At 75.7% G+C, this 25,606-nt stretch carries 15 protein-coding genes and 1 pseudogene; 13 read left to right on the forward strand and 3 right to left on the reverse strand.

Features of this window, described 5'->3' with window-relative positions; translation table 11 throughout:
- Positions 1 to 169 precede the first annotated feature (169 nt).
- Positions 170 to 448, reverse strand: a complete 279-nt coding sequence (locus tag ACIQ8B_RS31865; protein WP_403551708.1) for a hypothetical protein — start codon at positions 446 to 448, stop codon at positions 170 to 172.
- A gap of 413 nt (positions 449 to 861) precedes the next feature.
- On the opposite strand from ACIQ8B_RS31865, the gene ACIQ8B_RS31870 reads away from it, so the two are divergent.
- The 3 genes and pseudogenes from ACIQ8B_RS31870 to rpsR form a co-directional block, all read left to right on the forward strand.
- The gene (locus ACIQ8B_RS31870; RefSeq protein WP_290004975.1) at positions 862 to 1,164 is read left to right on the forward strand and encodes a hypothetical protein; all 303 of its coding nucleotides are present in this window, start codon (positions 862 to 864) and stop codon (positions 1,162 to 1,164) included.
- 48 nt (positions 1,165 to 1,212) lie between these two features.
- Positions 1,213 to 1,575 (forward strand): hypothetical protein, encoded by a 363-nt coding sequence (locus tag ACIQ8B_RS31875; protein ID WP_403551672.1) that lies wholly within the window; start codon positions 1,213 to 1,215, stop codon positions 1,573 to 1,575.
- 79 nt (positions 1,576 to 1,654) lie between these two features.
- Positions 1,655 to 1,881: pseudogene (gene rpsR, locus ACIQ8B_RS31880) on the forward strand (30S ribosomal protein S18); the annotation flags it as partial.
- A 165-nt stretch (positions 1,882 to 2,046) separates the two neighbouring features.
- Here the strand turns inward: rpsR and ACIQ8B_RS31885 are convergent.
- Positions 2,047 to 2,799, reverse strand: coding sequence for a TIGR03943 family putative permease subunit (locus ACIQ8B_RS31885; RefSeq protein WP_403551674.1), 753 nt, complete (start codon positions 2,797 to 2,799; stop codon positions 2,047 to 2,049).
- Positions 2,796 to 3,821: a permease gene (locus ACIQ8B_RS31890; protein WP_403551676.1), complete on the reverse strand. Its 1,026-nt coding sequence runs from the start codon at positions 3,819 to 3,821 to the stop codon at positions 2,796 to 2,798. Before ACIQ8B_RS31890 ends, ACIQ8B_RS31885 begins: the two co-directional genes overlap by 4 nt.
- Before the next feature lie 246 nt (positions 3,822 to 4,067).
- Here ACIQ8B_RS31890 and ACIQ8B_RS31895 point away from each other — a divergent pair, with 246 nt between their 5' ends.
- The 10 genes from ACIQ8B_RS31895 (at position 4,068) to ACIQ8B_RS31940 (ending at position 25,566) form a co-directional block, all read left to right on the forward strand.
- On the forward strand, positions 4,068 to 4,820 hold the full coding sequence (locus ACIQ8B_RS31895; RefSeq protein ID WP_290004971.1) for a trans-aconitate 2-methyltransferase: 753 nt from the start codon (positions 4,068 to 4,070) through the stop codon (positions 4,818 to 4,820).
- A 98-nt stretch (positions 4,821 to 4,918) separates the two neighbouring features.
- A complete protein-coding gene (locus tag ACIQ8B_RS31900; RefSeq protein WP_403551679.1) occupies positions 4,919 to 8,986 on the forward strand; it encodes an amino acid adenylation domain-containing protein in 4,068 nt (1,355 codons plus the stop codon).
- A complete protein-coding gene (locus ACIQ8B_RS31905; protein ID WP_403551682.1) occupies positions 8,983 to 15,765 on the forward strand; it encodes an SDR family NAD(P)-dependent oxidoreductase in 6,783 nt (2,260 codons plus the stop codon). The genes ACIQ8B_RS31900 and ACIQ8B_RS31905 overlap by 4 nt, the downstream gene beginning before the upstream one ends.
- Before the next feature lie 46 nt (positions 15,766 to 15,811).
- Positions 15,812 to 17,377 (forward strand): ABC transporter substrate-binding protein, encoded by a 1,566-nt coding sequence (locus ACIQ8B_RS31910; protein WP_403551684.1) that lies wholly within the window; start codon positions 15,812 to 15,814, stop codon positions 17,375 to 17,377.
- Positions 17,374 to 18,345 (forward strand): ABC transporter permease, encoded by a 972-nt coding sequence (locus ACIQ8B_RS31915; RefSeq protein WP_403551686.1) that lies wholly within the window; start codon positions 17,374 to 17,376, stop codon positions 18,343 to 18,345. The genes ACIQ8B_RS31910 and ACIQ8B_RS31915 overlap by 4 nt, the downstream gene beginning before the upstream one ends.
- Entirely contained in the window at positions 18,342 to 19,163 is an 822-nt protein-coding gene (locus ACIQ8B_RS31920; RefSeq protein WP_403551688.1) for an ABC transporter permease, read from the forward strand. Before ACIQ8B_RS31915 ends, ACIQ8B_RS31920 begins: the two co-directional genes overlap by 4 nt.
- Positions 19,160 to 20,776, forward strand: a complete 1,617-nt coding sequence (locus tag ACIQ8B_RS31925; RefSeq protein WP_403551690.1) for an ABC transporter ATP-binding protein — start codon at positions 19,160 to 19,162, stop codon at positions 20,774 to 20,776. Before ACIQ8B_RS31920 ends, ACIQ8B_RS31925 begins: the two co-directional genes overlap by 4 nt.
- On the forward strand, positions 20,754 to 22,136 hold the full coding sequence (locus ACIQ8B_RS31930; protein WP_403551693.1) for a class I SAM-dependent methyltransferase: 1,383 nt from the start codon (positions 20,754 to 20,756) through the stop codon (positions 22,134 to 22,136). Before ACIQ8B_RS31925 ends, ACIQ8B_RS31930 begins: the two co-directional genes overlap by 23 nt.
- On the forward strand, positions 22,133 to 23,554 hold the full coding sequence (locus ACIQ8B_RS31935; protein WP_403551694.1) for a class I SAM-dependent methyltransferase: 1,422 nt from the start codon (positions 22,133 to 22,135) through the stop codon (positions 23,552 to 23,554). The genes ACIQ8B_RS31930 and ACIQ8B_RS31935 overlap by 4 nt, the downstream gene beginning before the upstream one ends.
- Entirely contained in the window at positions 23,551 to 25,566 is a 2,016-nt protein-coding gene (locus ACIQ8B_RS31940; protein ID WP_290004958.1) for a condensation domain-containing protein, read from the forward strand. Before ACIQ8B_RS31935 ends, ACIQ8B_RS31940 begins: the two co-directional genes overlap by 4 nt.
- The last annotated feature ends 40 nt before the right edge of the window (positions 25,567 to 25,606 follow it).

Below are 25,606 nucleotides of genomic sequence, written 5' to 3' on the forward strand. Positions count from 1 at the left end.
CCGCCACGCCGAACTGCTGCGCCGGGCCGGCTTCGCCCACGCCGCGCCGGTCTGGCAGTTCGGCGACAGCACCGTCCTGGTGGCGGTCATGGACGGCGCACCCGCGGCCCGTGACCGCGTCGGGGCATGAGGCCGCCCGGGGGAGAGCGGTCCCGGAGAACCGGACCCATCAGGATCTCGTCCCGGTCGTCACCGGGCGCCACGCGCAGTGCGCCCGGCCGCCGGCCCACCTCGGTCCGGTCCGCCTGGCGGGAGAAACCTCAAGTCCCGGACCGGACCTCACGGTGAGCCGCAGCCGTTCCAGGCCCGTCTCGTCGTGTGTGGCGCCCCTGGCACGCCGCATCAGCGCGGTGCCGATGCCCGTGCCCCGGAAGCGGAGGTGCGTCTGGACGTGGTTCACCATGCCGCAGCGCGCCACGGGGGGATGCCGCTCGCGGCGCAGGACCATCCAGCCCGCGAGCGCGCCGTCCACGGTCGCCGGAAGAAGTCTGCCCCGGTCCGGGGAGAGCCCTCGCGTGATTCCGCCGACTGCGGGTCGAAGCGCCGCCGCGGTCACCGGAGGCGGTGGGCGGTCCACGGGGACGACCGCTCCACCGGCGTTGATCACCGCCGCCGGCACGCGGTGAGTTCCTGCCGGACGGCCGCGGTGGCGTCCCGGGGCCGTCCGAGCTGTGTGATCACGGGAGCGCGCACCGTCTCATGCGCTGTCACACCGGTAAGCCCGCCGGCCGCGCCGTCCTGCGGCTGCCTTGCCTCTTCCCTCCGCATGCGCGGTCGCTAGCGTCACCCTAGGGTGATCCGGTAGCGCGGCAGTGGCCGTCGTACGGGCGGCCGCCCGCTCGACCGCATCAGGAGGACCTCATGACGTCCGCCACCGAGCATCGCACCCACGAAGCCCATGACCACCGGCATGAGGAAGGCTGCGGGCACGTCGCCGTCCCGCACGGCGACCACGTCGACTACATGCACGACGGACACATCCACCGCGCGCACGACGGGCACGTCGACGAGTGCGCCGCCACCGGTCACAGGCCGCACGAGGGCCACGAACACCAGCACGGAAGCGGCTGCGGGCACGTCGCCGTGCCGCACGAGGACCACGTCGACTACGTGCACGACGGGCATCGGCACGCCGCCCACGAGGGGCACTGGGACGACCACTGAGTCCTCCGGACCACCCGGGTCCGGCTGCGGACGCGGACGGAGCGGACGGTGAGCGCGGGCCGGGCACGGCTGCCGGTCGTGATCGTCGCCGGACTCCACGCCGACGCCCGCCGGGCGGCCGTCGGCGAGATCCTGCGCGCGGTGCCCGGTGCGGTCGCCCCGCACCACGATCCGGCGTCCGCCGTCGACGGTGCGGTGCACCGGACCGTGCGCGACGCCGACAGCCTGCTCGGCAGCGGCGACGCGGCCCTGGTGAACGGCTGCTGCGCGCTGCGCGAGGACCTCGTCCCGGAACTGACGCGGCTCGCGGAAGCGGGCGGCCGCCGGCCGGCCGTCGTGGAACTGCGGGACTCCGTCGAGCCCACGGCATGGCCCCGGTCATCGCGTCCGAGGGCGCACCGCTCGCACTGACCGGGGTGGCCGCCGTGGCCGGCCCGGCCCCGGTCCTGCCGTACCTGTCCGACGGCGACGACCTCGCCGAGGCGGGCCTCGACGCGCTGGTGCCGACCGGCGCGCCGCGAAACGCGCCAGTCCGCCGGACGCAGCCGGCATCACCTACGCCGGCTGCAAGGACACCGACCTGCTGCGCAGGTTCATCCCCGGCCGGGGGAAGATCCGCAGCCGCCGGGTGACCCATGTGCACGCCGGCAGCAGCGGCAGACAGCGCGAGCCGTCAGGAACGCGCGCGAGACGGCCCTGCTTCCCTGCGACTCCCGACAGCACGGCTGGAGCCTGTCCGTCAGGTCGTGCCGAAGAGCGGGACCGAGGTGTCCGCCTCGCCCGCAAGGCGGGACGAGCACCCTCCCGGCTCCGGCCGAGCAGGGAACACTCGCACGGACACGCTCGTACCGGGGCGCCCCTCGCCGCCCGTGGCGACCGAGGTCAGCGCTTCTCGTACGGATCCGACGGCTCCGCGATGCGTCGGACGGCCGCGGCGTCCAGCACCGGGGGCCAGGCCGCCGATGATCCCAGCTCGCCTTCGGGGTGCCAGGCGCCTGTCACCACCACCCACGCGTCGGCCTCCGGTGCGTCCGCACCGCGGACCTCCACCCTGACCGCTGTGGCGTCGGCCGCGCAGCACGCGACCCGGAGCCGGGTCACGTACCAGGCGCCGCCGTCCCCGTGGGTGACGAACCCGGTCAGCCGGACCGTGCGGCCCTTCAGCGAGTACCCGCTGTCGTAGACGGCGCGAGTGCTGAACTCGGCCAGGCTCAGGTCCACCGGGTCCCCGGCGGGCAGCGCGGGGAACGTGCCGACATGCTCCGCGGCGCGTCGGGCCTCTTCGCGCGCGGCGCTGTAGGAACCGAGCGCGGGCGGCGGAAAGAGGAGCAGGGCTGCTGCGGGCAGTGCGAGCAGCCAGGCGACACGCGGGCCGCCCGCATGGGAGTGGACGTGACCGTGTCCGTCCTCGGCCGGGTGCGCGCTCCGGTCCACGGAAGCGGTGCCGTCCCGTGCCGCTCGCGCCGTCGACGCCGCCCGCGCCAGACCGAGCAGCACCAGCAGCGCCCCGGAGGTGATCAGGTAGGGCCGCAGCCCGGCCTGCACGTACCGCAGATACAGGTCGCTGAACAGCGAGATCCGCAGCACCGCGGCGCCGACCAGCAGCAACAGCACGGCGGGACCGTACCGCCTCACAGCACCCACCACCCCACGAGCACACTGCTCGCCACCGCGACCACCCAGGTCGCGGACGAGAACCGGATCGCGAACGTCCGCCCGAACGTGCCGGCCTGAAGCGCGAACAGCTTGAGGTCGACCATCGGGCCGACCACCATGAACGTCAGTTGCGCGATCGGTCCGAACCCGCTCAGTGACGCCGCCACGAACGCGTCCGCCTCGCTGCACACGCACAGCACCACGGCGAGGAGGGCCAGCAGGAGCACCGATGCCCAGGCGGACGCCGTGAAGACGTCCAGCAGCGACCGTGGCACCGCGATGTTGAAGGTCGCCGCTGCCGCCGAACCCACTACCAGGAAACCCCCGGCGTGCAGGAAGTCGTGCTGGAGCCCCGCCATGAAGGAGCCCGCGCGGGAGGTGCCGGCCCCGGCCCTCGGTGCTCCCGGCAGCCGCAGCCATTCCTTCCTGCCGAAGCGTGCCCACAACCAGCCCATGGCGACGGCGGTGACGAGCGAGGCGACGAGCCGGGCCACCACCATCAGCGGCTGGCCGGGAAACGCGAGGGACGTGGCGACGAGGACGACGGGATTGATGGCGGGCGCGGAGAGCAGGAACGCGAGCGCGGCGGCCGGAACGACCCCGCGTCGCATCAGGCTGCCGGCCACCGGCACGGACGCGCACTCGCAGCCGGGAAGCACCACACCGGCCGCGCCCGCGACGGGTACGGCGAGAGCCTGGCTGCGCGGCAGCAGTCGGGTGAAGACGCGCTCGGGCACGAACGCACCTATGGCCGCGGAGGCCAGCGCGCCGAGCAGGAGGAACGGGACACCCTGGACGACGACGGCGGTGAACACGGTCCACCAGGCGGCGACGGGCGGAGTGTAGAGGTCGAGCGCGAGCATCGGCCCGAGGGTTCCGGCGACCGTGATGATCGTGACGAGTGCGGACCCGCCGAGAAAGAGGTGCACGGCCGCCCGCACGACGAGGCGCACGACATCGGTGAGCCCGCCCCGCCTCTCGGCGTACTCCTGATCGCTCACGTCACTCGCCTCGCCGCACGGCAACACTGATGCGCCGCCCGCGGGAAGCCGCCGAAGAGGGGACCGCGCGGTGCCGGACCAGGACACCTTACTGAGGCACCTCCGGCTGCCGGGCCCCAGGGCCTCGGGAGACCCGACGGACCCGGCTGACGACGCGTCAACGCCTCCCGCATCTTTCTAGTAATGAAATTCATTTCTGATTACTGTACGGGGCGAACCGTGAGGCGCCGAGTCTTTGGAGCAGTGATGAGCGACCCCTACGAGCGGTCCGCCGAGTACCTCGACATCCTGATCGCCGAGTCGTGGGAGCCGCTGGCTCCGGCGCTGGCGGACGTCCTGTCGCACGTCCGCGCCGGAACCGGGGCCGTGGTGGACCTCGGGGCCGGGTCCGGCCGGGGCGTGCGCGTCATCTGTGACGCGCTGCCGCGGGTGCCGGTGCTCGCCGTCGAGCCGTCCGCCGCGATGCGTGCCGTCCTGCTCGCCCGGGTTCACGAGGACGACGGACTGCGTGAGCGCGTCACGGTGGTTCCCGGTGACTGCGCGAGCGCCGACTGGCCCGACGGTGTGCGGGCCGTGGTGGCCCTGAACATGATCGGCCACCTGTCGCCCGGGCAGAGGTGCGCGCTGTGGAGCCGCGCCGCCCGGCAGCTCGCCCCGGGCGGGGCGCTGGTGTTCAACCTCGCTCCGCCGTTCACGCCGGTGGAGGTGGAGCGGGTGCGGACGGCCCGGGCCGTCGTCGGCGAGCTGGAGTACGAGGGCTGGGCGAGCGCGCGTCCCACCGGAGCGGACGAGATCACCTGGCGCATGGACTACAGCGTCCTGCGTCAGGGCCGGCCGCTGGCCGGGACGTCGGTCGAGTACCGCTGGTGGGTCGCGACGGAGGACGCGCTGGCGGCCGAAGTCGCCGAGGCAGGACTGGTGTTGCGCCGGACCGGTGATTCCGCTCTGGGGCTGTGCGTTCTCGAGCGCGCGAGCGATCCGACATCACAAGTTGGTTGATCTGATAATCATTTTCAACTAGGTTCATCGGTGTTCCGCCTCCTCCGGATCTCTCTGCGGGGGAGGTGTCGCCCTTCCCGCCTTTCGACGGAGACCGGATGGACCAGCCTGTGCCGAGCGACGACCTCCTTGCCCGCGTCATCGACTGCATCGCCGAAGTCCTCGGCACACCACCCCGCGAGGTCGCACGGACGACTCCGCTCGCGGCCCTGGGGCTCGAATCGTTCACCGCGGTGCGGCTGAGGCGGAGGATCCGCGAACGCACCGGCCAGGACCTGCCGTTGACCGCCCTTCTGGGTGACGGCGCGACGGCCCGTGCGGTGGCGGACCGTCTGCTCGCCGGTCGCACGCCGGAGAAGGTCACCGATCCCGAGCCCCTCGGTGCCGGGGGCCGGGCGGGGGCGGAACCCGGCGGTGCACGGAACGACGAGGAAGCGGAGGAGGAGTACTTCCCCCTGACGCCCATTCAGGCCTCGTATCTGGCCGGGCGGGCCGAGGGCATGCCGCTGGGCGGAGTGGCCACCTTCTACTACTACGAGTACGACCGCACACCCGGCGGCACGGACCCGTTCGTGGACGTGGCCCGGCTGGAAGCCGCCTGGAACCGACTGGTCGACCACCACCCGATGCTGCGCATGACGGTGGACGACCGGGGCCGCCAGCGCATCGCAGCCACTCCCGGCCCCTACCGGATCGGCGTCACCGATCTGCGGGGCGAGTCCGCCGGACAGGTGAGGGAAACGTTGTCCGCCCAGCGTCGGGAGCGCTCCCACCAGAACCGGCCCACGGAGTCGTGGCCGTTGTTCGACATCCACGCCACCCTGCTGCCCGACGGGCGGACCCGGCTGCACATCGGCGTGGACGTGCTCCTGACCGACCTCACCGGCTGGATGCTGCTGATGCGTCAGTGGGGCCGCCTCGTCGCGGACCCCGACCACCGGCTTCCCGAGCCGGCAGCCCGGTTCGCCGACCTCCAGCGCGCCCGCTCGAGGGACCCGGAGTGGGCGGCCCGGCGCGCCCGCGACCACGCCTACTGGGCCGAACGAGCCCCCGAACTGCCGCCGCCGCCGCGGCTGCCCCTGCTGCGCGACCCCGCCGACACCACCCCGCCCCGCTTCGTCCGCTCCGCCGCCGAACTCGACGCCGAAACCTGGACCCGGCTACGAGCCCGGTGCACCGAGCACGCGGTCACGCCGACCGCGGCCCTGCTCGCGGCCTTCGCCGTCGTCCTCGGCCGGTGGGGAGCCGGGGAACGGATCTGCCTCAACACCACCCTGTTCGACCGCCCGGAGGACGAGAGCGGGGCCGAGGGGGTGGTCGGCGACTTCACCACCACCGCCCTGGTCGGCACGCCGCGCTTCGACCCCGCCGACTGGAAGGGCTTCGCCGACTACGCCACCGCCGTCAACCGCCGCTTCTGGGAGGACCTGGACCACCGGTCCGTGTCCGGCGTCGAGGTGCTCAGGGAGCTGCGGGGGCAGGAACCGCCGTCGGCGGGAGCCCTCAGCCACCCGGTGGTGTTCACCAGCGGGGTGGGTCTCGCGGGCGCCGGGGAACCTCCGGCGTCCTGGATCGGACAGGAGGTGTACGGCATCTCCCAGACCCCGCAGGTCCTGCTCGACCACATCGTGTGGGACGAGGGCGGACGCCTCCGCCTGGCCTGGGACGCCGTCGAGGGGGCGTTCCCCGACGGCTGGATACCGGCCCTGCTCGACGCCTTCGTACGCCTGCTCCACACCCTGACGGACCCCGACGCCTGGCACGACACCACCCTGGGCTGGGATCCGTCCTTCCACCCCGAAGAGCCCCTGGACGCGGTGCCCTTCCCGAACGCGGGCCCCCTGCTGCACGATCCGGTCACCGACGCGGCCCGGCGGCATCCGCGGCGGCCCGCCCTGCGCACCTCCTCCACCACCGTCACCCACGCCCGCCTCGCGGACAACGCCGCCGCCACCGCGGCACTGCTGGCCGCACACGGGGTGGGGCCCGGCGACATGGTCGCCGTCGCCTGCGAGAAGGGCACCGCGCAGATCACCGCCGTGCTCGGCGTCAGCCTGAGCGGAGCGGGCTACCTGCCGGTCGAACCCTCCTGGCCGGCCGCGCGGATCGCCGCCGTCTGCGGGCGGGCCGGGGTCCGGCACGCGCTGACCGGCCGCGGTGTGAGGACCGACTGGCCCGAAGGCGTCACCGTCCACCGCCTGACCGCCGCGGGGCGCCCCGCCCGCACCGCCGCGGGCTCCGCCGGTCCCGCGGCACCGCTCACGGCCCCACGGCCCGAGGACATCGCCTACACCATCTTCACCTCGGGTTCCACCGGCAGTCCCAAGGGCGTGGAGATCGAGCACCGGGCCGCGCGCACGACCGTCGACGACATCGTCGACCGGTTCGCCATCGGCCCCGACGACCGGGTGCTGGCGCTGTCGGCACTCAGCTTCGATCTGTCCGTGTTCGACATCTACGGCGTCCTCGGCGCCGGCGGCTGTCTGGTGCTGCCCGACCCCGCCCGGCAGCGCGACCCGCAGCACTGGCTCGAACAGGCCGGCCGGCACGGCGTCACCGTGTGGAACACCGCGCCCGCCCTGCTCGAAATGCTCGTCGAGTACGCGGAGATGGAACCGGAGGAGGCCACCGGGGCGCTGCGCACCCTGCGCCTGGTGATGCTCTCCGGTGACTGGATCCCCCTGACCCTGCCCGACCGGCTGCGACGACTGGCCCCCCAGGCGGAGGTGATGAGCCTGGGCGGAGCCACCGAGGCGTCCATCTGGTCCATCACTCATCCGGTGGGACACGTCGATCCGGGGTGGCGCAGCATCCCCTACGGCCGGGCGCTGCGCGGCCAGAGCTTCTTCGTCCTCGACGAGGACGGCGCGCCCTGCCCGGTGGGTGAGGCGGGGGAGCTGTTCATCGGCGGCGACGGGCTGGCCCGCGGCTACACCGCCGATCCGGTCCAGACCGCCGAGAGGTTCGCCGTCCACCCCGTACTGGGCCGCCGGCTGTACCGCACCGGGGACCTCGGCCGGTGGACCGCCGAGGGCGCCATCGAGTTCCTCGGGCGCGTCGACCGGCAGGTGAAGATCCGCGGGCACCGCATCGAACTGGGCGAGGTGGAGGCGGTACTGGCCCGCCATCCGGCGGTCCGCCAGTGCGTGGTGTCGTCGGTACGCGGCCCCGACGGACGGCCACGACTGGTGGCGCACCTCTCGCCCCGGGGCGCGAGCGAACCGCCGGCCGCCCAGGAGCTGGCGGACGTCCTGCGCGAACGGCTGCCCGACTACATGGTGCCCAGCCGGTTCGTGATCCTGGACCAGCTGCCGGTGACGGCCAACGGCAAGATCGACCACGCGGCGCTGACCGCCCCGCCCGCCGATGACCGGACCACCGACGCCGACGGGCCGGCCCCGGTCGCCGAGGCGGCGGCCGAGCCCACCGCGACACCGCGTACGGTCCCGGCCGGAGCCGCCGCCGAGTCCGCCCCGGGCGGGGACTGGGTCGCCGCCGCGCTGGCCGAGGCGACCACCCTGGGCCTGGAGGCCGCCGTCGTGGTCCGACCCGGACGGCTCCGGCCGGACCAGGCGCTGGAGGCGTCGGCCCGATGGCTCCGGCACGTGGCGCGAACCGCCGACGGCGAAGCCGCAGTGCCGCTCCTGGGCCCCGGAGGACTGGCGGAGGTGGTCTGCCGCCCCCGAGCAGGGGACTCCCCGGTGCCCTCCCCGTCCACCGGTCCGGCGTCCGGCGCCCCGGCCCCGGAACGGTACGGCACCGGACCGGACCAGGCGCCCCGGCGCGGGCCGGGCCCGGCCGCGCCCGTGGCACCGGCCGTGCTGGAGGCCCTGACCGGCATCCTGGCCGACTTCACGGACGTGCCGGTGACACCCGACAGCACCTTCAAGGAACTGGGGGCCACCTCCCTCACCCTGGTCCTCACCCACCGCAGGCTCCGGGAGGGCGTCGCGCCCCGGCTCGCCCTGGCGGACATGTTCGAACACCCCACCGTCGCGGCCCTGGCCGCCCGCATCACCGCCCAGAGCGCCCCGGACACCGGCCGGGCCGCCACCGTCGCCGGCACCGACGCCGTCAGGCCCCCCGCCTCCCAGCGGTCCGAACGGCCCACGCGCAGAACGTCCCGCGTCGCCGCACGCGCCCTGGCCGAGGAGACCACACGATGACCGAACCGACTTCCCCCCGGGCGGACACGCCGGACACGCCCCGGCCCGACCACGAGGCCGGCGACGACCTGATCGCGGTCACCGCCCTGGACTGCCGGTTCCCCGGAGCCCCCGACACGGCGGCCTACTGGGACCTGCTCGTCGGCGGCCGCAGCGGACTGACCCGGCACGACGAGCGGGAACTGGCCGAACGCGGCGTCCCGGCGAGGCTGCTGGCCAACCCCGCCCACATACCCGTCAGCGGGGTCATCGACGGACAGGACCGGTTCGATCCCGAGCCGTTCGGCCTGACCGACGCCGAAGCGGCCGTGATGGACCCCCAGCAGAGGCTCTTCCTCGAAGCGTGCCTGCGCGCCCTGGAGAGCGCCGGACACGGCGGCGGTGCCGGCGCGGGCGCCGTGGGCGTCTTCGCCGGCGCCGCCCACAGCGACTACCTCGCCCGCAACCTCGCCGACCGGTACGCCGCCTCCGCCACCGATCCCGTCGGCAGCCTCCAGGCGGCCCTCGCGGGCGTGGCCGACTACCTCCCCCTGCACGTCGCGCACCGCCTCGCGCTCACCGGACCCGCCGTCGCGGTCGGCACCGCCTGCTCGACCTCGCTGGTGGCCGTGCACCTGGCGGCTCAGTCCCTGCTGGCGGGGGAGTGCGACACCGCCCTCGCCGGCGGTGCCTCCCTGATCGTCCCGCAGGGCAGGGGCTACCTCCACGTCCCCGACGGGATCTTCTCCGCCGACGGGCGCGTACGGACCTTCTCCGCAGAGGGCACCGGCATCGTGCACACCCAGGGTGTCGGTGTGGCCGTCCTGCGGCGGCTGCGCGACGCCCTCGCCGACGGCGACCCGGTGCTGGCCGTCCTGCACGGCTCCGCCGTCAACAACGACGGCGGCGACCGCACCGGCTTCACCGCCCCCTCGCCGCGCGGACAGGCCCGCGTGGTCTCCGAGGCGCTCGCCGTGGCCGGTCTCACGCCCGGGGACATCACCTACGTCGAGGCCCACGGCACCGCCACCCGCCTCGGCGACGTGGTGGAGGTCGCCGCGCTGCGCCGCGTGTTCGGCGACACCGGCCCGGCCTGGTGCGCCCTGGGCTCGGTCAAGAGCAACATCGGGCACGCCAACTCGGCCGCGGGCATCGCCGGTTTCGCCAAGACCGTACTCGCCCTGCACCACGGCGTACTGCCGCCCACCCTGGATGCCCTGCCCCTCAACCCCGACCTCCGGCTGGACGACTCGCCCTTCACCGTCGTCCACGAGGCCACCGACTGGACCGGGCCCCGGTACGCGGGCGTCAGCTCCTTCGGCATCGGCGGCACCAACTGCCACGTCGTCCTGGGCAGCGCCCCCGTCCGTCCGGAGCCGCCCGCCGATCCGCGCCCGCAGCTCGCCCTGCTCAGCGCGCACCGCGACGACGCCCTCGCCCGCCTCACCGAGGCCACCGCGACCGCCCTCCACACCATGGAGGTCGCGCCCGCCGACGCGGCCCACACCCTGCACACCGGCCGCGCGACGCTGCCGTACCGCGCCGCCGCGGTGATCACCGGGGCGGCGGAGACCGACAGCCGCGCCCTGCGCGCCGCCCCGCGGCGCCGCCCCGGTCCCACCCCGCCCCGGATCGTGCTGGCCTTCCCCGGCGGAGGAGCGCAGTACGCGGGCATGGGTCGCGAACTGTGCGCGGAGGAAGAGGAGTTCGACCGCACCGTGCGCGAGTGCGCCGATCTCTTCGATGACGGGACCGGTACCGGCCTCACCGCGCTGATCACCGCCGGCCCGTCCGACGAGCACGCGCGCCGGCTGCTGCGCGACCCCGCCCACGGACTGCCCGCCCTGTTCACCGTCTCCCTCGCCGCCGCGCGCACGCTGCGCTCCTGGGGCGTCGAGCCGGACGCGGTGGTCGGTCACAGCCTCGGCGAGTACGTGGCCGCCGTGCTGTCCGGTGCCCTGTCCCTGTCCGACGCCGCGACACTGGTGGCGGTCCGCTCGCACGGCATGTCCCGGGCGGCCGGCGGCGGGGTGATGCTGACGGTCCCGCTGACCGAGCGGCAGACCCTCGCCCTGCTCGCCGACCACCCGGAACTGGACCTGGCCGCCGTCAACGGCCCGCGGTCCTGTGTGGTGTCCGGACCCTCGCCGGCCGTGGCCGAAGCGGAGCGCGTCCTGACCGCACGCGGCGAGCGCACCGTGCGGCTCTCCCTCGACGCGGCCGCGCACTCGCGCCTGGTCGACCCCGTCCTGCCCGAACTGCGCGCGGCCGCCAGGACCGTCCGGGCGCGTGTTCCCGGCATCCCGCTCGCCACCACCCTCACCGGGAGACTGCTGGACACCGCTCCCGGTGCCGACCACTGGGTGGCGCACCTGCGTTCCACCGTGCGCTTCTCCGACGCCCTGGCCACCGCCCTGGGCGAAGGGCCGGCCGTCCTCGTCCAGGCGGGACCCGGCGGTGCACTGCTCCAACTGGCCCGTCAGCAGGGACACCGGCAGCTCCTGGCCACCCTGGCCGCCTTCCCCGACCGCGAGCAGCCCGGCGGAGGACGGGCCGCGCTGCTGGCGGCCGCCGGAGAACTGTGGACGCACGGGGTCCCCCTGGACGCCGCGGCCCTGCACCGTCCGGGGCGCCGCCGTGTCGTCCTGCCGGGCCTGCCCATGGAGCGCCGCAGACTGTGGATCGATCCGCCGGCCGCCACCGCGTCGGCCACCGCGCAGGCCGGTACGGCGGCCGGCCCCGGCCACGGCGCCGGGCAGCCAGCCCCGGACGAGTCCGAGCCCTTCCAGCTGCCCGTCTGGCGGCGCACGCCCCCCGTCGAGGCGGACCCGTCGGCGCTGCGGGGCCGCTGGCTGGTGGACGGTCCGCCCGGCTCGCCGTCGGCCGAGCGGGTGCGCGCCGCGCTCGCCGCCGCCGGCGCCCGCACCGTCACCCTCGGCGAGGCGCTCGCGGACCCCGGCACCCCGTGCGAGGGCATCGTCGTGATCGGCCCGTACGGTGACACCGGCGACGACCCGGCGGAGACCGTCAGCGCGTCGGTCCTGCACTACGCGGAGGTGGCACGGGCCGCCGCCTCCTGGGCGCACCGCACCTGCCTGCTGCACCTCAGCCACAACGCCCAGCAGGTGGAGAGCACCGACCGGCCCGCGGCCCACGCCGCCGCCGGCCTCGCCGTGCCCCGCGTCCTCGCCCAGGAGTTCCCGGGCCTGCGCTGGCGCTCGGTGGACCTGCCGGCCGGCCCGCCGCACGCCGCCGACGTCCGGGCCGTGCCGGCGGAGGCCGCCGACCTGCTGGCGGGAGGCCCGAACGGCATCGAGTGCGCCCTGCGCGGCGGACACCGCTGGACACGCGGCATCACCCCCTGGCGGCCGTCCGCACCCGCGCCGGACACGGACGGCCCGGCCGCCACCGACGGCGGAACGGGCACGGCGGTGATCCTCGGCGGACTCGGGGACGTGGGCCTGGCCCTGGCGGGGCACCTGGCCCGCTCCGGGCGGCGGGTCGTGGTGACCGGCCGCACCGGGCTCCCCCCGGACCCCGCCCCCGGCAGCACCGAAGCCGGACGGGCGGAGACGATCCGTGCCCTGCGGGACTCCGGCGCCGACATCGAGGTCCGTGCCGCGGACGCCGCGGACACCGCCGCCACGACGGAACTGCTGCGGGAACTGACCGACCGCGACGGCCCGCTGGACCTGGTCGTGCACGCCGCCGGCGTGGTCGCCTCCGCCGCCGTCGCGCCGTTGCGGGCCACCGAGGAGCGGGCCGTGCGCGCGCACGCGCACGCCAAGGTCACCGTGGCCCTCGCGGTGCGCGACGCCGTGCACGGCCTGCCGCCCGGCCGCCGCCCGGCCACCGTCCTGCTGATGTCCTCCGCCACGGCGTTCGTCGGAGGCCTCGGCCTCGCCCCCTACGCCGCCGTCAACCGCTGCCTGGACGCCCTCGCCGAGCACGAGCACCACGCGGACCCGGACGCACCCCGCTGGATCAGCGTGGCCTGGGACGGCTGGCGCGTCGGGCCCGGCCGGAGCGAACGCACCGTCGCCTCCCGGCACTCGATCGGCCTGGCGGACGGCATGCGCACCGTGGACCGTCTGCTGGCGCTCGCGGCCGGCGGCCGTGTCCCGGCCTCCGTCGCCGTCTCGCCGGCCGACCTCGCGCCCCGCACCGCGGGCACGCCCACCGCCGTACCCGTCCCCGTCGCTCCGGTTCCCGGCGCGCCCGCGGCGGAGCCGCAGGCCGGTGCGGGATTCACCACCGGGGCGGAGACACTCCTGGCGGAGGTCTGGTCGGACCTGCTGGGCTTCCCCGTCACCGACCGTGACGCCGACTTCTTCGCCCTCGGCGGGCACTCCCTGCTGGCCACCCGCATGCTCGCCCGGCTGCGCGACGACCACGGTGCCGACCTGCGGCTGCAGGACCTGCTCGCCCGGCCCACCATCGCGGCCCTGGCCCCGATGCTGCCCGGCGGGGAATCCCGGCGGGATCCCGCCGCGCCCCGGACCGCGGGCGGTCCCTCCTCGCAACCCGGGGACGGCCCCAGGGAGTTCCCCCTCACCCGGGTGCAGCACGCCTACTGGGTCGGTGGATCGGGCGGTTACCGCCTCGGTGACGTCCCGTGCTCCTTCCACCTGGAGTACGACTGTCCCGGCCTGGACACCGACCGCTACGAAACGGCGTGGAACGCGGTCGTCGCCCGCCACCCGATGCTGCGCGCGGTCGTCTCACCGGAAGGCCGCAACCGGGTGCTCGACAAGGTGCCCCACTACCGGATCCGGGTGCAGGACCTGACGAAGGACGACGACGCCGAGCGCGCCCGGAAGCTGGAGCGCGTGCGCACCCGCATGGTGCGCCGCGAACCCCGCCCGGGCCGCTGGCCCCTGGTCGACATCCGGGCCGCCCGGCTGCCCGGCGACGTCGTCCGGCTGTTCGTCAACGTGGACGTGCTGGTGTGCGACACCGCCAGCTACCTGATCTGGGACCGCGAACTGCGCACCCTCTACCAGGACCCCGACGCCCGGCTGCCGCCGCTGGAGACCACCTTCGCGGACTGCGTGGCCGCACTCGAGCGCCGCGCCCAGGGCCCGGAGCACGCGCGGGCCGCCGCCTACTGGCGGGCCAGGCTGGACGACCTGCCCGGCGCACCCGCGCTGCCCGTCCGCGCCGGGAGCCCTGGGGACCGGCCCCGCTTCGCACGGCGCACCGCCCGTCTGGAGCCGGACCGCTGGAACGCCCTCAAGGCCGAGGCCGCCCGGCGCGGGCTGACCCCCACGGCCGTCCTGCTGGCGGCCTACGGCGAGGCCCTCGCCGGGTGGTCGGGGCAGGACCGCTTCGCGGTCACCCTCACCCTCTTCGACCGGCCCGCGCACCTTCCCGGGGCGGACGCCGTGGTCGGTGACTTCACTTCGCTGATGCTCCACGAGGTGGACCGATCGGACACCCGCTGCTTCGCCGACGCCGCCGTACGGGCTCAGCGCACCCTCTTCGAGGACCTGGACCACCGGGAGTTCCCCGCGCTCGACCTGCTGGCCGAGAAGTCCTCGCGCACCGGCCGCACCGAGTCCGTTCCCGTGGTCTTCACCAGCGCCCTGGGCCTGTCCGGGCCGCTCGGCGGCGGACACGACCTGGACTGGGCGGGCACACCGGTGTACGGCGTGAGCAGCACCCCGCAGACCTGGCTGGACCACCAGGTGATCGAGCAGCACGGGGCGCTCCTGCTCCAGTGGGACGTCCTGGAGAACGCCCTGCCCGCCGACGAGGCGGACGCGGCGTTCGCCGCCTACGCCGAACGGGTGCGCCGGCTGGCCGACGCACCGCGGGCGTGGGACACCGAGGAGCCCCGCACCGCGCCCGCCGCCCCGGCCCGTGAAGCGCGGCGGCCGGCCCCCACGGCGAGGAAGCGGACCGTTCCCGGCCCGGCCCCCGACACCGACGCGGCCCTGCTGCTGCGCGACGGCAACGGCGACCGCCCCCTGTTCCTGATGCACCCCTCCGGCGGGGACGTGCTGTGCTACAGCGAACTCGCCCGTCTCCTCACCGACGGCCGGCCCGTCGTGGCCCTCACCGACCCCGCCCTGACCGGCGGCACCGGGCCGCGGACCATCGCCGAGACGACCGACCGCTACCTCGCGGCGCTGCGCGTCCACCAGCCGCAGGGTCCCTACCTGCTGGGCGGCTGGTCGATGGGCGGCACCGTCGCCCACCAGATGGCCGTGGAACTCCAGCGACGCGGGGAGCGGACCGACCTCCTCGTCCTGATCGACTCCAACACCCCCGACCGCATCCGGGCGCTGGGCGGCACCGACCGCGCCCAGGACACCGCCTTCGCGGCCGTCCGCTACCTGCGCTCGCTGGAGGCGTTCCTCGACCTCGACCTGGACCTCGGCCCGGACGCGGAGACGATCCGCACCGCCCCGGACCCGGCGGCGGTACGCCGGGCGGTCACCGAACGGCTGCGAGCAGCCGGCCTGCTCGGCCCCCGGGACACCGCCGACACCCGCCTCGAGGTCTTCGAACGACACCTGCGGGCGCTGGCCGACCACCGGGCCGGACACCTCACCGACCCGGCCACCCGACTGCTGCTCATCGCCGCGTCCCGTCCCGCACCGCACAACGCCGGCGTCGGCATGGGCGTCGACGACGCCGCGGACCTGCCCGCCCTCGGCTGGCTGCCGCACGTCAGCGGCCCCGTCGACGCCCACACCGTCGAAGGCCACCACTACTCCCTGCTGCACGACCCCGCAGTACGGCGGACCGCCGCCCTGATCGACCGGGCCCTGGCCGCCGTCCACACCGGCCGGTGAGCCCGGCGGCCACCCCTGACCCCCGAACCTCTCGCGGAAAGCACCCATGCACCAGCACCCGTCACCCCGCAGCCCCCTGTCCCGCAGATCCGCCCTCACCGCCCTCGCGGCGGTCGGCGCCCTGCTGCTGAGCGCCTGCTCCGGCACACCCGCCGCCGACACCCCGGCCTCCCGCACCGGCGCGCCCGTCGACGGCGGCACCCTGCGGTACGCCGTCGCGGGGTCCCCCGCCACCGCCAGTGACGACCCCCACGGCGGCCTCGGCAACGAGTCCGACGTCCTGCGCTTCGCCCTGACCTACGACGTCCTGACCGTCCCCGGCGAGGACGGGAGGACCCGGCCGCGGCTCGCCACGTCGTGGACGCCCAACGACGCCATGGACCGCTGGACCCTCACCCTGCGCGAGGACGCCCGCTTCACCGACGGCACACCGGTGCGCGCCGCCGACGTGCTGTACTCCCTGCGGCGCATCGGCGGCAAGGCCGCCGAGAACTACGGCAGGCTCGCCGACTTCGACATGGGGAAGTCCACCGCCCCCGACGAGCACACCGTCGTCCTGGCCACCCGCGCCCCGATGGCCGACGCGCCCCGGGCCCTGGAGTCCGTCACCTTCGTCGTCCCGGAGGGCACCGAGGACTTCTCCCGCCCCGTCGCCGGCTCGGGCCCCTACCGGGTGGAGCGGACCGGTGCCCAGACCACCGTCCTGACCCGCAACGACACGTGGTGGGGCAAGCGCCCGCACCTGGACCGGATCGAGATCCAGGCCGTCGCCGACCCGCAGGCACGGGCCGGCGCCGTCACCTCCGGGCAGGCCGACGTCGCCGGCAGCGTCAGCCCCGCCGCGGTCAAGAGCGCCGGATCCTCGGCGAAGACCCAGGTCGTCCGGCGCGACGGGGTCACCGAGTACCCGTTCGTCATGCGCCTGGACACCGAGCCGTTCGACGACCCCCGGGTCCGCGAGGCGTTCCGCCTCGCCGCCGACCGCGAGGCCCTGGTCGACACCGTGTTCCTCGGCTACGGCGAGGTCGCCAACGACCTCCCCACCCCCTACGACCCCTCGGCGCCCGAGGACCTGCCGCAGCGCACCCGCGACGTGAAGAAGGCCAGGAAGCTGCTGGCCGAGGCCGGCCACGCCGACGGACTGTCCGTCACCCTGCACACCACCACCTCCTACCCCGGCATGGACACCGCGGCCACCCTCTACGCCCAGCAGCTCTCCGACATCGGCGTCGACGCCGAGGTGAAGGTCGAGCCGGCGGACACCTACTGGACCGCCGTCTACGCCAAGAAGGCGTTCTACACCGGCTACTACGGGGGCATCTCCTTCCCCGACCTCGTCCGCGTCGGACTGCTGTCCGACTCCCCGACCAACGAGACCGCCTGGCGCAGCAAGAGCTTCGACGACGGCTTCGCCCGGGCCATGTCGACCGCCGACGAGGCGCGGCGCGAGGAACTGCTCTCCGGCATCCAGCGCGAGCTGTGGGAGGACGGCGGCTACGTCGTCTGGGGCACCGGGGACGGCCTGGACCTCGCCGCGCCGGGCGTGCGCGGACTGCCCGACGGGCCCGGATTCCAGCGCATGTTCATCGACCAGGTGTGGATGGCCAAGTGACCGCGCGCACTGCCGGCCGCGCCCTGCGCCCGGCCGGCCGGGCCGCCGCCCTGGCCGTCGCCGCCACGGCCGTGGTCTTCACGGCCACCGAACTGCTCCCCGGTGACGCCGGGGAACTGAGGACGGCGGGACGGGCCTCCGACGAGGACGTCGCGGCGGAGCGGGAGCGTCTCGGGCTGGACCGGCCGGCCGCGGTGCGCTACCTCGACTGGCTGTACGGCCTGGTCCGGGGGGACCTGGGACGCTCGCTGGCGGGCGGCAAGCCGGTGGCGACGCTGTTCGCCGAACGGCTGCCCGCCACCGCCGTCCTGGTCGTGGCGGCGCTGGCGGTCACCGTGCTGCTCACCGCGACGGCCCTGACCGTGGCGTACCTGCGCGGCGGCCGGGGCGGCTCGGCCGCCACCGGGCTGGCCGCCGTGCCGCAGCCGGTCCACGCGGCGGTGCTCGGCGCGGTCCTGGCCGGGCTGCTGGGCTGGCTGCCCCCCGTGTCCCTGCTGCCGCCCGGCGGCTCGCCCCTGGCGGACCCCCGGCTCCTGGTGCTGCCCGCGCTCACCCTGGCGCTGCCCTCGGCCGCGTTCGCCACCGTCCTGCTGCGCGGGGCGCTGGCCGACACCCTGCGCCGCCCGCACGTGGCCGACGCACGGCTGCGCGGCCTGCCCGCCCCGCTCGTGCTGCACCGGCACGTCCTGCCCTTCCTGTACGCGCCGGCGCTCCAGGTGACGGCCCTGCTGACCGGCGGTCTCGTGGCGGGAACCGCCCTGGCGGAGACCCTCTTCGGCTATCCGGGCACCGGGCAGCTGCTGGTGTCCGCCGTCGCGGTGCGGGACGTCCCCGTCATCCAGGCCGCGGCCCTCCTCCCGGCCGCCGTCCTGCTGCTGGGCATGCTCCTGGCCGACCTGGCCGCCCGTCGCACCACGGTGCCGGGGGACCCCGGTCCGCAGGTGGCGGCGGCGGGGAGGACCGCATGACCGGGGCGCCTGCGCCGTTCCTCCCCGGAGCCGTCCGTCCTCCGGTGTCCGTGACCGCGGCCCTCACCCTGCTGGTGTGCGTGCCGCTCGGCCGGTACGCCGCCCCGCACCCACCGGAGCGAACGGTCGCCGCCCCCTGGGCGCCGCCCGGCGGACGGCATCCGCTGGGCACCGACGTCCTGGGGCGCGACGTGCTGTCCCGGGTCCTGGCCGGGGGCACCCAGCTCCTGACCGTGTCCCTGCTCGCCGCGCTCGCCGCCGTCGTCTGCGGCGCGGGTCTCGGCCTGGCCGCGGGGTGGTCGGGCGACCGTGCCGCCCGCACCGTACGGGCCCTGTGCGACCTGCTGCTGGCCGTCCCCGCCCTGGTCCTGGCGCTGGTGCTGGCCACCGCACTGCCGGGGGCGACGGCGGTCGTCGTGGCGTCGGTGCTCGCGGGAGCCCCGCTCACCGCGCGGGTCGTCGCCACGCAGTGCGCGCAGCTGCGCGACAGCGGGCACGTGCACGCCGCCGTCGAGCGCGGCGAGCGCACGCCCGCCGTGCTGCTCCACGAGGTGCTGCCCGCCCTGCGCCGCCTGGTCGCCGCCGACGCCGGGCTCCGGCTCGTCACGGCACTGCAGATCGCCGCGGCCCTCGCCGTGCTCGGGCTGGGACCCCAGCCCCCGGACCCCGACTGGGCCCTGATGCTCAGTGAGAATCTGCCCGGCGCCGCACTCAACCCCTGGGCGCTGCTGGCGCCGGCGATCCCCCTGGCGGGCTGTGCCTGGGTGTTCGCCGCGGCGGCCCGGACGGCCGCCCGTGTTCCGGGGGAGGCGGCATGACGGTCCGTGCCCACGACGGGCTCGTTCCCACCGACGCCCCGCTGCTGGCGGCCGAGGGTCTGACCGTCCGCCGTGCCCTCGAAGGAGCCACTGTCCTGCCGCCGGTCGACGTCCGCGTCGGCCCGGGGCAGGTGCTGGCCGTCACCGGCGCGTCCGGTGCCGGTAAATCCACGCTGCTGCGCGCCCTGCTCGACGTCCTCCCGGACGGACTGCACCGCGCGGCGGGCACCGTGCGCTGGCGCGGTGCGGTCGTGTCGCCCGGCCGGACGGCCCGGCGGTGGCGGCGTGCCCGGTGCGGCTGGCTGGCGCAGGACCCCGGCGCGGCCCTCCATCCGCTGTGGCGCGTGGACCGGCTGATCGGCGAGGAGTTCACCGGTGACGCCGCCGCCCGCGCCCTGCGGGTCGAGGCCCTGATGCACCGACTGGGCCTTCCGCCCGGACTCGCCTCCCGGCGGGCGGGGGAACTCTCCGGCGGACAGGCCCAACGGGTCGCGTTGGCCCGGGCCCTGTGCGCCGACCCGGAGCTGCTCGTCCTGGACGAGCCGACCTCGGCACTGGACCGCGCGACGGCCGACCTGGTGGCCGAAGAGGTGCGGTCACGCCGTGGGACCCCCGGCCGGTGCGTCGTCCTGGTCACGCACGATGCCCGGCTGGCCGCGGAACTGGCCGACCGGACACTGGTGCTCGCCGGTGACGCGCACCCGGCCGCCGGCGCCGATGCCACCGCGCGGTACAGGTCACGTGTGACCGCCGCCGAGCGCGGACGGATGACGCGCACCCCGGGGAAGGAACCGGTTCGCCCGATCGCCGGTCCCGCGTCACCACAGGCCGGACGTTCGCCCCGCACGGCGGCGGACCCTGCCCCGTCCCCGGCGCCCGTGCTGTCGGCGCGGGGCCTGACCCTGCGGACCCCGGACGGCACGCCGCTGCTCGACGCCGGCGAGCTGGACCTGCCGGCGGGCGGCTGGCTGGCCGTCACGGGACGGTCGGGCAGCGGGAAGACGACCCTGCTGCACGCCCTCGCGGGCCGTCGTCCGCCGGCGGCGGGACACCTCCTGCTGCACGGGCGCCCGCTGCCCGCCGGGACCCGCTCGCGCGACCGGCGGACGCTGCGCGCCGTCCAACTGGCCGGACAGGACACGGCGGCGGAACTCAACCCGGCGCACACCGTCGGCCGAGCGGTGGCCCGGCCGCTGAAGGTGTTCCACGGCGCGACCGCAGCGGCCGGACGGGAACGCGTGCGGGAACTCCTCGAGGCCGTGGGACTCCCCGCCGAGCTGGCCGGCCGCAGACCGGCGGCGCTCTCCGGCGGCCAGCGCCGTCGGGTGGTTCTCGCCCGGGCGCTCGCCGCCGAGCCCGACGTGCTGCTGCTGGACGAGCCCACCGCGGGTCTGGACCCGGACTCGGCACGACTCGTCCTCGACCTGCTGGACCGGCTGCGGGAGAACGGCCCCGCCGTCCTGACCGTCACCCACGACGCCGGCACGGCCGCCCGCGCCGACCGCGTCCTCCACCTGACCGGGCGCCGCCTGGTCCCACGGCCGCACACGACCCCCGACCACCCCCTCGACGAGAGAACGGAGCACTCCGGTGTCCGACCACACGACGGCTGAACACACCGGCCGGATCGCGGACCTGCTGGCCGCCCATCCCTGGGTGGCCCGGGCCCACCCCGCACCCGACGGCGGAGTCCGGGTCGTCCCGCACCCGGACGCCGTGACCGCGGCACCCGAGCCGGGCCCCCTGATGCGCGAGCACCTCGAGCAGTGGGCCGAGGTCTACGAGTGGACGTACGAGACGGCCGAGGGCCGGCACGCCGACGACCTCGACCTGTCCGGGTGGCGGGCCTCCGGCACCGGAGCACCGCTGCCCGAAACCCACATGCGGGACTGGGTGGACCGCACCGTGGACCTCGTCCTGGCCCAGCGTCCGAGCCGGGTCCTGGAACTCGGCTGCGGCACCGGCCTGCTCGCCCACCGCCTGCACCCGCACCTGGACGGGTACGCCGGCACCGACGTCGCCCAGGTCGCGGTGGACCGCCTCTCCGCGGCCGGCCTGCCCCGCACCGCGTTCGTCCGGGCCGCCGCCCACGAGACGGCCGCGCCCCGGGTGCGGGACGCCATGGACGCCGCCTTCGGCCCCGGCGCGCGCCCCGACTGCGTGCTGCTCAACTCGGTCACCCAGTGCTTCCCCGACCTGGCCTACCTGACCACCGTCCTGCACGGGGCGCTGTCGGCGGTCGAGGACGGCGGCACCGTGATCGTGGGGGACATCCGGCACTCCGGCCTGCTGCTCGACCACTTCGCACGGCTGGAACGGGCCCGCGACCCCGAGGCGGACGGCACGACGATCGCCGCAAGGGCCGCGGCCGCCGCCGAGGCGGACGAGGAACTGTCCTTCACCCCGGCGGCCGTCGCCGCCGCGATCGCGACCCGGCCCCGCCCGGTCCGCATGAGCGTGCACGCCCGCACCATGGCCGAGGACACCGAACTCACCCGCTACCGCTACGACGTCGTCCTGCGCGTCGGCCCGCACACCGGCGGACCGGGAACCCGGCACGTGCGCCGGACGCCCTGGGACGGACACCGGGGGAGCGATGTCCCACAAGCGCTGCGCGACGCGCTCGACGGCCCTCCCGTCGTCGTCCACGGCATCCCCAACGCCCTGCTCCACGACGCCCCCGGGGCGGTGACCCCGTACGCCCTGCGCGAGGCGCTGCGGGGAGCGGACGCCGCCGTACTGCTCGACGCCGCCGACCCGCGCACGCTGGCCGTGGCGGCCCCCGCCGACTGCGCGCACGCCGCGGCCGAGGACCTCCCGGCGCCCTCCGGCCCGGTGGCCCACGAGCCGTTCCCCCTGTTCGTCCGGCGCCGTCTGCCCGAGGTGCTGCGCGACCACCTGCGCCGGGCCGAACCGGACACGACCCCGCCGGCGATCACCGTGGCGGACGTCATCGAGGACGGCCACGCGTGAACGACGCACTCACCGACGGGACCCTCGCCGGGCTGCCCGGCGTGACGCAGTGGCAGCTGGTGCGCGGTGGGGGACAGGACACCCTGCTGGTGACGGGACCGCCCCCGTCGGCGCGGCCGTCGTCCGGTCCCGGCGGGGACGACGCCCGCGCCGCCGGCCGGGCCGCGGACACCGGTGACGCCGCCGTCCGCGGGACCGACCCGACCGTTCTCCCGGCACTGATGCGGCAGCTCGACGAGACGGCGCTGCTGACGATGGCCCGGGTACTGGACCGGACCCGTCTGTTCCGCGACGCCGGCCGGCCCGCCACCGAAGAGGTCCTCGGGGCCCTGGCGGTCGCACCCCGGCACGCGTGGATCGTACGGCGCTGGCTGCGCACCCTGACCGCGGAGGGCCGGCTCCACCTGGACGCGGCGACGGGCCGCCACCACTCCCTCGCGGTGCCGGACCGCCGCGGCCACGCCCGGGCACTGCGCGAGCTGGACGGCGCCTGTGCGGGCCTGGGCTACCCGGCGTCCATGACCCGCTTCTTCCGGGCCGCGGCCGAACGGCTCCCGCTGCTGCTCCAGGACCGCACGTCCCTGCAGGAGGTCCTCTTCCCCGACGGGGAGACGGACACCGCGCAGGGCAACTACCGCGACAGCGTCCCCAGCCGCTGGGCCAACCACGCCGCCGCGTCCCTGATCGCCGGCGAGTCCCGCCGCCGGACGGGGCCGGCCCCCCTGCGCGTCCTTGAAGCGGGCGCCGGCGTGGGCGGCACCACCGGCACCGTCCTGGAGGCGCTCGGCGACACGCCCGTCGACTACCTGTTCACGGACGTCTCCCCGTTCTTCCTGCGGGCGGCCCGGGACGCCTTCGGCGGCCACCCCGGACTGCGGCACGCCCTGTTCGACATCCAGGCCGACCCGCTCGAACAGGGTCTGGAACCGGGCTCCCAGGACGTCGTCCTGGCGGCGAACGTCCTGCACAACGCACGGCACGCCGGACGCTGTCTGGCGGCCCTGCGGGAACTGCTGGCGCCCGACGGGCTGCTGGTCCTGGTCGAGTCGTGCCAGGAGCACTACCAGGCGCTCACCTCCATGTACCTGCTGATGTCGCCCGCGCCCGGCGAACAGGAGTGGTTCACGGACCTGCGGGCCGGCCAGGACCGGGTCTTCCTCACCGCCGGGGAATGGGCACGGCAACTGGACGCGGCGGGCTTCGACCCGCTGCCCGTCCTGCCGCACGAGAAGCATCCCCTCGCCCCGGCGGGCCAGCGCGTCATCGCGGGACGCGTCAGAACCCACGGCGCCCGCCCGGACCCCGGCCGTGTCCGTGCCGCGCTCGCCGGCCGCCTGCCCCCTGCCCTGCCCCTCCCACGGATCCACGCCGTGGACGACATCATCCGCCCCGCCGACCCGACTGGAGCCCCCTGTTGACCTCCGCATCCGCACCCGGACACCCCGCCGAGCAGACCTCGGCCGACCTGGTCGACGCCGTCCGCGCCGTGTGGGCCGACGCCCTGGAGACCGACCTGGCCGCCGTACCGGCGGACGCCAGCTTCCTGAGCCTGGGCGGCGACTCCGTCCTGGCCGTCCGCATGGCCGCGATGCTGCGCAAACGGCTGGGCACGCCGCTGGCGCTGGCGGACGTCCGCGTCGAACAGAGCGCCGCGCAGCTCGCCGCCCTCGTCCACGAACGCAGTACCGGATCGGGGACGGGTGCCCTGCGCCCGCTCCCCCTGGACCTGCGCCGACGCGAGGACCCGGACGCGCCGTTCCCGCTCCTGCCGCTCCAGCAGGGCTACTTCGTGGGCCAGCAGGACGCCTGGGAGCTGTCCTACCGCTCCGCACACCACTACGTGGACATCGGGCTGGAGGACATCGACGCCGACGAAGCCCCCGAGGCGCTGCAGGACGCCCTGGAGCGCCTGGCCGAGCACCAGGCCGTCCTGCGGGCACGCATCCTGCCCGACGGCCGGCAGCGCATCCTGCCCCTGGACGACCCGGAGGCGGTACCGCAGCTCCGGGTCACCGACCTGCGCGACGCCGACGAGGAGACGGCCGCGGCCCGGCTCGCGGAGATACGCCACGAGATGAGCACCGAGGGCCCCGACCCGTCCCGGGGCTGCGGTCTGGACATGCGCCTGACGCTGATGCCCGGGGACCGCGCCCGGCTGCACTCCTCGACCAGCCTGCTGATCATCGACGGATGGTCCTCCGGAGTCTTCTACCGCGACCTGTTCGCCCTGGTCTCCGACTACAACGCCGTCCTCGCGCCCCTGGACATCGACTACGGCGACTACGTGACGACCCTGCGGGACCTGCCCGGCACCGAGGCGTGGCAGCAGGACCGCGACTGGTGGTGGGACCGCCTCGACGACTTCCCGCTGCCGCCGGCCCTGCCGCTGGTGGCCGACCCCGCCGAGGTGCGCCCCACCCTGATGGGCACCCGGCAGGCGGTGCTCGACCCGGAGCGCTGGTCGGCTCTGCGCCGGCTGTGCACCGAGCACGGGGTGACCCCGTCCGCGGCGATGTTCGCCGCCTTCGCCGCCGCCGTCGCCCGGGCCTGCGGACACCGCCGCTTCCTGCTCAACACCCTCCAGCTGAACCGCCTCCCGCTCCACCCCGACGTGTCCCGCCTGGTGGGAGCCTTCTCCTCCACCATGCTCCTGCCGGTCGAGCTGCCGGCTGCCCCCGTCTTCGCCGACCTCGCCGGCCGCGCGCAGCGGGACATCGGCGACGCGCTCGCCCACAACCTGATCACCGGCGTGGAGGTCTCCCGCGAACTGGGCCGCCGCCGGGGCACCCACCGTCCGGTGGCGCCCGTCGTCTTCCAGTCCACGTTGGGAGTGGACGCGGCGCTGGGCAGCGAGGTGCCCCAGGAGGCCGGGCCGCTGGGCGCGATCGACCTGCTGAGCCACCACCAGCAGCTGCGGACGCCCCAGGTGGCCCTGGAGGTGCGGCTGTTCGAGCTGCGCGGGGAGCTGGTGGTCGTCTTCTCGCTGGTGGAGGAGCTGTTCGCGGGAGCGGACGTCGACCGGATGTTCGCCGATCTCATGGCGACCGTGGAATCGCTGGTCGAACCGGACGGCTGGGCCGCCGTGGTCGGACTGCCCGACGCGGTCGACGGCGAGCGGGCCGGGCCGGGCCGGCCCGCGTCCGGCCGGCGCCTGTCCGTACCCGCGGCGGCGGCCGGCGGAGCGGAGCCGGGACCGCCCCGGGACGACACGGAACGAGCCGTCGCGGCGCACTGGCGGAAACTGCTGGACTGTTCGGTGGAGGAGCGCACCGCCGACTTCTTCGCGCTCGGCGGCGACTCGTTGCTCGCGGTGCGGATGCTCGGCTCGCTCGCGCGGGAGGGACTGGGGCGGGTGACGCCCCGCCGCTTCCTCCGGCAGCCCACGGTGGCCGGACTCGCCGCCGCCCTCCGCGAACCGGACGACCGGTGAGAAGGGTGCGGCGGGGGCGGGACGGCCCCCGCCGCACCTC

This window comes from Streptomyces sp. NPDC096105, assembly GCF_044763335.1.
Lineage (GTDB): Bacteria > Actinomycetota > Actinomycetes > Streptomycetales > Streptomycetaceae > Streptomyces.

Coding starts and splice junctions, on each gene's coding strand:
- ACIQ8B_RS31900 (WP_403551679.1), top strand. CDS start 4,919: ATGGACCAGCCTGTGCCGAGCGACGACCTCCTTGCCCGCGTCATCGAC.
- ACIQ8B_RS31910 (WP_403551684.1), top strand. CDS start 15,812: ATGCACCAGCACCCGTCACCCCGCAGCCCCCTGTCCCGCAGATCCGCC.
- ACIQ8B_RS31905 (WP_403551682.1), top strand. CDS start 8,983: ATGACCGAACCGACTTCCCCCCGGGCGGACACGCCGGACACGCCCCGG.
- ACIQ8B_RS31895 (WP_290004971.1), top strand. CDS start 4,068: ATGAGCGACCCCTACGAGCGGTCCGCCGAGTACCTCGACATCCTGATC.
- ACIQ8B_RS31925 (WP_403551690.1), top strand. CDS start 19,160: ATGACGGTCCGTGCCCACGACGGGCTCGTTCCCACCGACGCCCCGCTG.
- ACIQ8B_RS31870 (WP_290004975.1), top strand. CDS start 862: ATGACGTCCGCCACCGAGCATCGCACCCACGAAGCCCATGACCACCGG.
- ACIQ8B_RS31865 (WP_403551708.1), bottom strand. CDS start 448: ATGGTCCTGCGCCGCGAGCGGCATCCCCCCGTGGCGCGCTGCGGCATG.
- ACIQ8B_RS31920 (WP_403551688.1), top strand. CDS start 18,342: ATGACCGGGGCGCCTGCGCCGTTCCTCCCCGGAGCCGTCCGTCCTCCG.